The 2,254-nt window shown below is 53.6% G+C and carries 2 protein-coding genes; one reads left to right on the plus strand and one right to left on the minus strand.

Features of this window, described 5'->3' with window-relative positions:
• Nucleotides 1–34: 34 nt before the first annotated feature.
• The gene (locus B7G53_RS22210; RefSeq protein WP_096671794.1) at nt 35–295 is read right to left on the minus strand and encodes a type II toxin-antitoxin system prevent-host-death family antitoxin; all 261 of its coding nucleotides are present in this window, start codon (nt 293–295) and stop codon (nt 35–37) included.
• Nucleotides 296–697: 402 nt separating this feature from the next.
• On the opposite strand from B7G53_RS22210, the gene B7G53_RS22215 reads away from it, so the two are divergent.
• Entirely contained in the window at nt 698–2,101 is a 1,404-nt protein-coding gene (locus B7G53_RS22215) for an SMEK domain-containing protein (protein WP_096671795.1), read from the plus strand.
• Nucleotides 2,102–2,254 lie beyond the last annotated feature (153 nt).

The following is a 2,254-nucleotide window of genomic DNA, read 5'->3' on the forward strand; positions in this document are numbered from 1 at the left end:
TGACGTTGGTATCCAGAACGAACATTGAGAGCCCTCAGTCAAACGATGCGCCATGGATCTGGAGATTGAGACGAGGCGGATCGAAATCGATGCCGTCCCCACCGGGGATGCCATCCATGACGTCGAGGAGCGAGAGTTCGCTTTGACCGGCGATGCGGTAATAGTCGTCGATTTTTAGCAGCGCAAATGCAGGACGCCCACGGTCGGTAATAAACACAGGGCCATCAACAGCCGCGCGCTTGGCCGCTGACACGTCACGAGTGAAGTCGCGGCTAGAAAACGTATGGATAGTCATGTCGATCTCCCGAATTGAACCAATGTCTGTATGTTATGACAAACAAAGCGAGTTGTCAATTTAACGATGCCGGAGCAAGCAAAATGTTCAATTCTGACAATGAGTTAGGTTTGTTTCTGCGGTTTTTTACATGAATCCCTGCCGACCCTCATCCCCGTCGGCAAAAATCAAAGCATCGAAACTCGCATTGACGCCACCCTAGTCGTTTCTGGACCCTCGGTGTTGGGAGGTTCTTCACGATCTCGCCCGGTAGACGGTCAGTCGGTGAGCTCGGCGATGCTTCCCGTACACCGCCTTGCTTCAGTCGACCCGCACAGTGATTCGCCTCGGCTAACATCAAATGCAAGGCGTTAAAACACTCGGTTAAACCGCCATCTCGTTCATTTCTTGGATCAACCATCGATGCCCACGGAATCAATAGTAAATCTCGCTCACGATGCAACGGCGAACCTCGCTATCTATAAATACTTTTTAGCGAGCTGCGCGAAGACGAACCAGCTGAGCGCCGCAACGTTCGGGGAGCCGTTTGCACGCGATCTCCTCGTGCTCGCGTTCGGGTACACGGATCTAAAAAATCTGAATCTGAAGAAGAGCTTTCCAGCGATTGATCTAGCATCGCCAAACGCCTCGATCGCCTTTCAAGTGACGCTCACTGGAAGCTCAGACAAAATTATTGAGACCCAGACGAAATTCTTTGAAGCAGGTCTCGACAAGGTCTATTTGAAGCTGAAGTTCGTGATCCTCGGAGACAAGCAAACCACGTATTCGAGTCAAAAGATCGTCAAGAGCCGCGGCTCATTTTGTTTCGATCCCAAAGATGACATCTATGACTTGAATGACCTGTTGCACATTCTCGTGTCTGAAGGCGATCCGGAAAAATTCCGGGCACTGACGAATAGGCTCGAAGTCCAGATAGGTGCTCTTCAATCACCGTCGCAGTGGACGACTACCTCAGCCGTGCCGGCAGCGGCTGCAGAAGCGGCACCGCAGGCCAACTTGCTGGCTGACCACCTGAAAGGGGTCTTCGAAACACACGGTGTCACCCAAACAGATCTCTTAGAGCCGCTCCGCGCGTTCGGCGTTACGCGATCGATCTACGCAGACGACGTGGGACTCTCCGACATTGCTAGCAAAGCGATGCTTCAGTTCGTCGCGGATCAATTCAGCATTAGTCCACAATGGCTCGACGGCGAGACCAAACATATCTACAGCGGAGGTCCGGGGACGGAACGCGACACGGATTGGCGCCGCAGCTTGCGAGGTGCCTACGACTTCGTACGTCGAGTGTTCGAGGGAAACGAGCGGCTCACACTTTTCCTTCCGGCAGCGCGCAGCCTCCGAGCGCTCGACGACATCGAAGACGTTGTGGATTTCCGCGAGCCAGGCTATGAGCACTTCTTCCTAGTGGCTCAGCGACCTAATGCCTTTGCGATTAATCGTCTGCGTATGGCGATCAGTGATCACTTGAGCTATAAGCCGTGCAGAGACGGCCTGTTTCTGCTTTTCTTGGCCGTCTCGCTCTACTGCATTCGCGAGAACAAGCAGGCTTACATCGACGTCTGGGAAGCCTCACGCGATGCGATCCGAGAATGCGACATGGGCACCGAGTTCCTAGTCAAACTCAAAGAGAGCGGCGGCCCCTATCGAAACAACACGGATTTCATCTATCAAAATGCACAGGGCATGCTGAGCGCAACCACGGAAGTTCCGGACCGTGTTATCGCGATGCTTCAAGAGGAACTAGCAAGCGTCCAACTCTCGTCACGTCAGCTCGTCAACGGGCCAATGACGCTCTCACATCCTTAGGCACTTCGTAAGCGTCCGGCCACCCCCTTCTTGAATTCGGCCGTATAAGCGGCAAGGATGGTGTCCACCAAGGAATTTAGGTGGACACCATGAAAGACTCCAAGAAGATCGTGCGCCGGCGTCATAGCGCCGAACTCAAGGCGCAGGTTCTGG

It is taken from the genome of Polaromonas sp. AET17H-212 (assembly GCF_002379085.1).
In the GTDB taxonomy this organism is placed as follows: Bacteria; Pseudomonadota; Gammaproteobacteria; order Burkholderiales; family Burkholderiaceae_C; genus Polaromonas.

Excerpts from the sequence above, each read along its gene's own strand:
- B7G53_RS22215 (WP_096671795.1), top strand. The coding sequence starts at position 698 with ATGCCCACGGAATCAATAGTAAATCTCGCTCACGATGCAACGGCGAAC.
- B7G53_RS22210 (WP_096671794.1), bottom strand. The coding sequence starts at position 295 with ATGACTATCCATACGTTTTCTAGCCGCGACTTCACTCGTGACGTGTCA.